Source organism: Amycolatopsis sp. NPDC033938 (assembly GCF_055575975.1).
In genome coordinates this window covers 28,099-35,563 of sequence record NZ_JBVIRO010000009.1, presented here as the reverse complement: position 1 = coordinate 35,563, position 7,465 = coordinate 28,099, and the positions used below count along the sequence as shown (strand labels likewise).

The 7,465-nt window shown below is 69.5% G+C and carries 5 protein-coding genes; 1 reads left to right on the top strand and 4 read right to left on the bottom strand.

Annotated elements, in window-relative coordinates; translation table 11 throughout:
• Nucleotides 1-226: 226 nt before the first annotated feature.
• From ACZ5ZX_RS22645 to ACZ5ZX_RS22630, 4 genes are read right to left on the bottom strand one after another with little or no spacing between them, the layout of a single operon-like run.
• Entirely contained in the window at nucleotides 227-1,123 is an 897-nt protein-coding gene (locus ACZ5ZX_RS22645; protein WP_465503974.1) for a PfkB family carbohydrate kinase, read from the bottom strand.
• Nucleotides 1,120-2,574, bottom strand: coding sequence for a purine-cytosine permease family protein (locus tag ACZ5ZX_RS22640; protein ID WP_465503973.1), 1,455 nt, complete (start codon nucleotides 2,572-2,574; stop codon nucleotides 1,120-1,122). Before ACZ5ZX_RS22640 ends, ACZ5ZX_RS22645 begins: the two co-directional genes overlap by 4 nt.
• Entirely contained in the window at nucleotides 2,561-3,586 is a 1,026-nt protein-coding gene (locus ACZ5ZX_RS22635) for an ADP-ribosylglycohydrolase family protein (RefSeq protein ID WP_465503972.1), read from the bottom strand. The genes ACZ5ZX_RS22640 and ACZ5ZX_RS22635 overlap by 14 nt, the downstream gene beginning before the upstream one ends.
• On the bottom strand, nucleotides 3,583-4,302 hold the full coding sequence (locus ACZ5ZX_RS22630; RefSeq protein WP_465503971.1) for a GntR family transcriptional regulator: 720 nt from the start codon (nucleotides 4,300-4,302) through the stop codon (nucleotides 3,583-3,585). Before ACZ5ZX_RS22630 ends, ACZ5ZX_RS22635 begins: the two co-directional genes overlap by 4 nt.
• Before the next feature lie 135 nt (nucleotides 4,303-4,437).
• Between ACZ5ZX_RS22630 and ACZ5ZX_RS22625 the strand changes: the two genes are divergently transcribed.
• The gene (locus ACZ5ZX_RS22625; protein WP_465503970.1) at nucleotides 4,438-7,314 is read left to right on the top strand and encodes a glycoside hydrolase family 9 protein; all 2,877 of its coding nucleotides are present in this window, start codon (nucleotides 4,438-4,440) and stop codon (nucleotides 7,312-7,314) included.
• The last annotated feature ends 151 nt before the right edge of the window (nucleotides 7,315-7,465 follow it).

The window sequence follows — 7,465 nt, the reverse complement described above, 5'->3', positions numbered from 1 at the left end:
GCGACACCACCCCCAGAGCCCCCAACAGAGAGATGAGACGATTTCGTATTGAGGGGCAACCTTATTGAAGACCCGCGCAACTCAGCGATCTCGCGAGCAACTTCCCTTCCGACTTCGGGGCAACGATTCGAGTCAGACCACGAATCGCGACCCACGATCAACCCAGCCCCACCCACGATCAACCCAGCCGCCGCCTCGACCTCGACTCAACACCCACACACCGCATCTAGTGACGAGCCCCCTCAACCCGTCGAAGAAAAGCGTCGAGTTCCACCCGCCCCGGCGACGTGGCAGGTCCCCGCCTGGTGACGGCGATCGCGGCCGCCGCGTTCGCCCGGCGAGCGGCTGCGACCAGCTCGGTCCCGGCGATCAGTTCAGCGGCGAGCACGCCACAGTGCGCGTCCCCCGCGCCGTTGGTGTCCACGGCGTCCACCGCGAACCCCGGCACGACGACGACCCGCTCGCCGGTGAGCACCCGGCATCCGGCGGGCCCTTCGCGGACGATGACCGTCTCGACGCGATCACGTCCCATGTCGAGGATCTCCGCCTCCCTGGCGTTGCAGCTCAGAATGTCCACATGCGACAGCACCGCCGAAAGCACCGGAGCCGGGATGTCCCCGGCGAGCGGGCCCGGATCGAACAGGACGGTCGCGTCGCTCGCCCGCGGCAGCCAGTGCGTCAGCGCTTCCGCGTTCGTCTCGTGCAGCAGGCTGTATCCGGTGAGGTAGACGACGTCGTGGCCGGTCGGGACGATCTCGTCGAGCAGGCCGCGCGGCATCCGCCCTTCGGCGCCCGTGCCGGTGATGAAGGTGCGTTCGCCGTTGTCCTCCACCAAAGCGACGGAGATGCCGGTGTCGCCCTCGCCCGACGGCCCGTGCGCGAGGACGATGCCCTCTGCGGCCATCGCCGACCGGGCGAGGTCGGCGAAGTTCCCGGTGCCGTGCATCCCCGCGTAGAGCACGTCGGCACCCGCCCTCGCGGCCGCGGCCATCACGTTGAACCCGCCGCCCGGCAGGAAGTCCATTGTGGACGCCATGACGTCGCCGCCCGCCACGGGCAGCTTCGGCACCCGCATCACCAGGTCCAGTATGACCTGTCCAGTGTGGATCAACCGTCCGCTCATCGTGCCGCCTCCGTCTCGCGTGCGCCGCCGAGCAGCGCGTAGATCCCGGCCGCGGCGACGAACGTGATCACCCAGCCCAGACCGTTCTCGCCCGCCCACGTATCGGCGAACACCCCGCGGAACCAGACGTCGTCGCCCGCGCCCGCGGTGGTGAACAGGAAACCGGCGACGATCGCCACCACCCACGCGGCCATCGCGCGCGGCTCGAACCCGCCCCGGTACCAGTATCCGCTGGTGGCGCGGAGATCCATCAGCGCGCGATCGTCATAGTGCCGCCGCCGCGCCATATCGACCAGGAACACCCCGACCCAAGCGGTGATCGGCACCGCCAGCAGGCTGATGAAGGCGATGAACGGGCCGTAGAAACCGTCCGCGATGAGCATGAAGTAGATCGCCCCGGCGAAGGTGACCACGACGTCGACCACGACCGCGTAGACCCGTTTCGTCCGGACTCCCAGGGTGAGCAGGGTCAACCCAGCCGAGTACACCGAGAGGTGGTTCGACAGCAGCAGCCCGCCGAACGCGGCGATCAGGTACGGCACGGCCATCCAGCCCGGCAGGATCGCACGGATGGCGGCCACCGGGTCACTGGCGGCCCCCAGCGACGGGTCGCCTGCCGCCAGCAGCCCGCCCAGCGAGATCAGCAGCACGAGCGGGATGCCCGCCCCGGCGGCGGCGGAAAGCACCAGCTGTCCGGCTCGTACGCCGGAAGACTGGTAGCGGGACATGTCGGCGGCCGTGTTCGCCCAGCCGATCCCGGTTCCGGCGGCGATCACGCCGACCCCGGCCACCACGACTCCGGCGGACGCGGGTTCGGCGGCCGCGACCGCCGCCCAGTCCACAGTGGACACCAGGCTGACGCCGACCACGATGTTGAGCGCGCCGAAGATCCAGGTGGACCATTTCTGCACGGTCAGCAGTACCGCGTGGCCGAGTCCGGAGACGATGACGGTCAGCACCACGAAGACGGTGATGCACAGGATGGTCAGCACCGGCGAGGACTTCGCCGCCGTGTCGGTGCCGAACACGATGGCGCACAGGGAAAGCAGCGCGAATGCGGCCGTGGTGGTATTGACCGTCTCCCAGCCGAGCCGCGACAGCAGTGAGATCGCCGTCGGTCCGGCGTTGCCGCGGACGCCGAACACCGCGCGGGACAAGGTCAGGCCGGGGGCACCACCGCGACGCCCGGCGATCGAGACCACACCGACCACGGCGAAGGAACCGACCGAGCCGAGCACCGCGACGAACACCGCCTGCCAGACCGTCATCCCCTGCACCGCCACCAGGGTCACACCCAGCGGCAGGCCGAGAATGCTGATGTTGGCGGCGAACCAGACCCAGAACAACTGCATCGGATGGCCGGTGCGCTCGGCTTCGGGCACCGGTTCGATACCGCGGGTCTCCAGCGCGGCGGCCTCGGTGGTGGCGGTGGTGGTTTCAGTTCCGGCCATGGCGGCCTCCTGACTGGGGAGCTTCGCGAAGGGAGAGCAGGGCCGCGGCCAGCGGTCCGAGTTCGAGCCGGTTGACCACCCGGACCTGTTCGGTCAGCTCGGCGGGGAACACCGCCGTGCCGTGGACCGCGCCGAGGACCGCACCGCACATCGCGGCGACCGTGTCGGTGTCGCCGCCGATCTCGGCGGCGAGAGTGAGCGCTTCGAACGGTTCCCTGCCGAGCGCCTCGGCGAGCGCGACCGCCGCGACGACGGATTCCTGTGCGGCCACCGAAGTGCCGATGACGTCGTAGAGCGCGTCGGCCAGTTCGGTGCGGCCCATGCCGCGCACCCAGCCGCGGGCCCAGCGGATGCGGGCGGCGATGTCCCCGCCCGCGCTCCAATGACCGCGCCGCGCACCGGCCGCGGCGGCCCGTTCCGCCTCGTCGAGCGCCTCGCCGAGAGCCGCGCCTTCGATCCCGGCGGATACCGCACCGGCGATCGCGGCGGCTCCCGCCAGCCCCAGCCCGGTGTTGTGCGTGACCCGGCCGGTGGCGACGACGGCGTCCAGCAACACCGCCGGATCCGGGCCCGCCGCGATGGCGATCGGCGTGACGCGCATGGCCGCACCGTTGGTGGTGCCCCAGCGCCCGGCCTCGTCGGCGGGCACCCCGGCTTGCAGTGCCTCGAGCGCCCGTTTCGTGGACGGGCCGAGCAGATCCGCCGAACCGCGGCGGATCATGTCGGCCTCCCAGGCGATGAGCGCCTTCGCGAAGACCTCCGGGTCCACCCGGCCACCGCCATCGATGAGCAGCCGCGCCAGCAGCACGGCTTGTTCGGTGTCGTCGGTGATGGACCCAGCGGGCATACCCGGGGCGATCGGCTGGTCGGGGACGGCGGGCAGGAGGGTGGTCACCCGGCCGTACCGGCGGGCGATCTCCTCGCGCGACATCGACTGCGTCGGCATGCCGAGCGCGTCGCCGAGGGCGAGTCCGGTGAGCGCACCGAGCGCCCGGTCGTGTCGCTCGCTCATCGGACGGCCGATCCGGGGAAGGTCAGGTGGAACCGGAAGCGCGCCGGGTCCAGCAGGCTCACCACGTGCTCGACCAGTCCGCCGCCGGCGTCCACAGTGGACCGGGTGGCGTGCAGGAACAGCTCACCCGGTTCACGCTCCAGCAACGCGGCCGACGCGGTGTCCAGTTTTTCGGTGGAGATCCACTGCTCGCCGCCCGCCGCGCGCAATCCGGCCGCGCGCAGCGTTTTGGTCAAGGAGCCTTCACGCAGCCCCTGATCGGGCAGGTCAGGCAAGGGAACATAAGCGGTCTCAAGGGAAACGGGTCCGGTGCGCGGATCACGGCGCAGCCGCCGGACCTGGGTCACCCGCGCGAGGCCGTAGCGCCGGGTCAGCTCGGCGTCGGACACGCGCTCGATGCCGAGCAGCTCGGTTTCGATCGCCACGCCGCCACGCTCGAACGCCTTGGCCCAGCCGGTGAGCTGGTCGAGCTCGACGTCGTCGAAGGTGACGAAGGAGCCGACCCCGGTCTGGGTGGTGATCAAGCCACGGTGCTGCAGATCCGCCAGCGCGCCACGGACGGTGCCGCGGCTGACCGAGTACCGGCGGGCGAGTTCGTTCTCCCCCGGCAACCGCTCGCCGTGGGCGAAGCGGCCGGAGGTGATCTGCCCGGCGAGCTCATCGACCAGCCGGTTCCGCTTCCCGAAGCCGACGCCACCACCAACCTGTCCAGTCATGTACATACATGTACACCTCTGTCCTGACGGTGTCCAGACCCGCTCTTGCTAACGCGGGACCGGCCCCCTACTGTGACCTGGGAGCGCTCCCAGGCAGTTGTCAACCGTCAAAGCAGACGGAGGAAACCCAGTCCGATGAGACCGCTTCCCCTTCCCCGCCGATTCCGACATGCCACCGCCGCCCTGACCCTCGTCACCCTCGCCGCCGCACTCACCACCGGCACCGCTCACGCCGCCGACTATCAACGGATCATCAACGGCGGCTTCACTTCCGGCGCCACCGATCCGTGGTGGGCGAGCGCCGGGGTGAGCAACCGCGTCACGAACGGCGAGCTGTGCGCGTCGGTCACCGGCGGCACGACGAACCCGTGGGACGCCTTGATCGGCCAGAACGGCGTGCCGTTCGAGGCCGGACAGCAGTACACGATGTCCTTCGACGCCTACGCCACCACACCCCAGTCCATCGCGGCCAACGCGGGCGAAGGGGTCAGCCCGTACCGCGGGATCGCCCGGCACGAGGTCCAGCTGGGCACGAGCAAACAGACGTACACCTTCACGTTCACCTCGGAGCTGGCCTTCCCGGACTCAGGCGCCGGTCAGATCACCTTCCAGGTCGGCGGCAACACGGCGAACAACACCATCTGCGTCGACAACGTCTCCTTGGTCGGTGGCGTGATCCCGCCCGGTGGTCCGCCCGCACCGACGAAGAAGGTCCAGGTCGACCAGGTCGCGTACGTGCCTGGCCTGCCGAAACACGCCACCCTCGTGTCCGACGCCACCACGGCACAGACCTGGGCACTGAAGAATTCCGGCGGCACGACGGTCGCCACCGGCCGGACCACGCCGAAGGGTGTCGACGCGCTGTCCGGTGATCCGGTGCATCTGATCGACTTCTCGGCCTACGACACCGCGGGCACCGGATACACCTTGACCGTCGGCTCGGAGACCAGTTTCCCGTTCGACATCTCCGCCGATCCGCTCAAGAAGCTGCGCTACGACTCGCTGGCGTTCTTCCACCACCAGCGCAGCGGGATCCCGATCGAAGCGCAGTATGTCGGCGCGGCGTACGCGCGGCCGGCCGGTCACCTGGACGTCACGCCCAACCAGGGTGACACCAACGTGCCCTGCCGGTCCGACCTGAACTGCGGGTACACCCTCGACGTGCGCGGCGGCTGGTACGACGCGGGCGATCACGGCAAGTACGTCGTCAACGGCGGCATCTCGGCGTGGCAGGTGCTCAACACCTACGAGCGCGCGAAGCTGATCGGCGACGCCGCCGCACTCGGCGACGGCAAACTCGCCATCCCGGAGAAGGCCAACGGGGTGCCCGACGTCCTCGACGAGGCCCGCTGGGAAGTGGAGTTCCTGCTGAGGATGCAAGCGCCCGACGGCATGGTGCACCACAAGATCCACGACGCGAACTGGACCGCCCTGCCCACCCTTCCGCACCTGGACGCCCAGGCTCGCAGGCTGTCGGCCACCAGCACCGCGGCGTCGCTGAACATGGCCGCGGTCGCGGCTCAGGCGTCCCGCATCTGGAAGACCATCGACCCGGCCTTCTCGACCAAGACGCTCGCCGCGGCGAAGAAGGCATACGCGGCGGCGAAAGCGAACCCGAACAAGATCGCCGACCCCGACGACAGCACCGGCGGTGGCTCGTACTCCGACAGCACCCTGACCGACGAGTTCTATTGGGCCGCCGCGGAAATGTACGCGACGACCGGCGAGGCGTCCTATCGCGCGGACGTCACCGGATCGACCCTCTACAAGGGACAGTCGATCACCGACCGCGGCTACGACTGGGGTTCCACCGGCACGCTGGGGGACATCACGCTGGCGCTGGTGCCCACCGGGCTGCCGTCGGCGGACGTCGCGGCGATCAAGGCTGCGTTCGCGGCCACCGCCGACAAACACCTGAACCAGATGGCGTCGCTCGGCTATCCCGCGCCGTACCGGGAACCCGACGGCACCTACGTCTGGGGGTCGAACGGCCTGGTCGCAAACAACGCCTCGGTGCTCGCGCTCGCCTACGACTTCACCGGCGCGGCCAAGTACCGCGAAGGGGTGTTCGAGGCACTGCACTACCTGCTGGGCCGCAACCCGGTGAGCTACTCCTACGTCAGCGGCTACGGCGGGCAGCCGGTACGCAACGTCCACCACCGGCACTGGGCCAACCAGCTCGACCCGACCCTGCCCACCGCACCACCGGGGGTGCTCTCCGGCGGTCCGAACAGCGGACTTCAGGACCCCGTCGCGGAACGGCGACTCCAGGGCTGCAAACCGCAGAAGTGCTTTGTGGACCACATCGAGGCGTACTCGCTCAACGAGGTCACGGTCAACTGGAACTCGGCGCTGGCGTGGATCGCCAACTGGGCGGCGGAGAAGTCGGGCTCGGCCGACACCACCGCCCCGGCCACGCCAGGCACCCCGGTCGCCTCGGAGGTGACCGCGACGGGAGTCAAGCTGGCCTGGACTCCTTCGAGCGACCCGGAAAGTGGCGTCCAGAACTACGACGTCATCTCCATCGAAGGTGACACACAGCGGGTCGTCGCCACTGTCACGGGTACGTCCGCGACACTGACCGGTCTGCGGTCGAACGCCGCGTACCGGTTCGCCGTGCAGGCCCGCAACGGGGCCGGACTCAAATCGGCGCTTTCCGGCGCGGTCGCGGTGACCACCAAACCGGACGGCCAGTCGTCCTGCAAGATCACCTATCAGGCGAGTGGGTGGGCCACCGGGCTGTCCGGGAACGTCACCATCACCAACACGAGCGGTGCGGACTGGAGCACGTGGACACTCGGGTTCACGTGGCCGGGCAACCAAAGGATCACTCAAGGGTGGTCGGCGACCTGGACCCAGACCGGTTCCGCGGTGACCGCGACGCCGTTGTCGTGGAACAGCCGAGTACCGGCGGGCGGTTCGGTCCAGATCGGGTTCAACGCCTCGTCGTCCCCGCCGCATCCGGAACCGACCGGCTTCACGATCAACGGGCAGGCCTGTACGCGGGGCTGACCTCGTGAGTGGCGCGCAGCCGCGAGCCAGGCGTCGGTACAGCTGGTCGTGGGTGGCGGTTCGGGGTCTAACCCCACACCCCCAACAAGACCAAACCCCGACCGGCGTAAACGGGCAACCAAACCGGGAACCACGCTGATGGCGCACACAG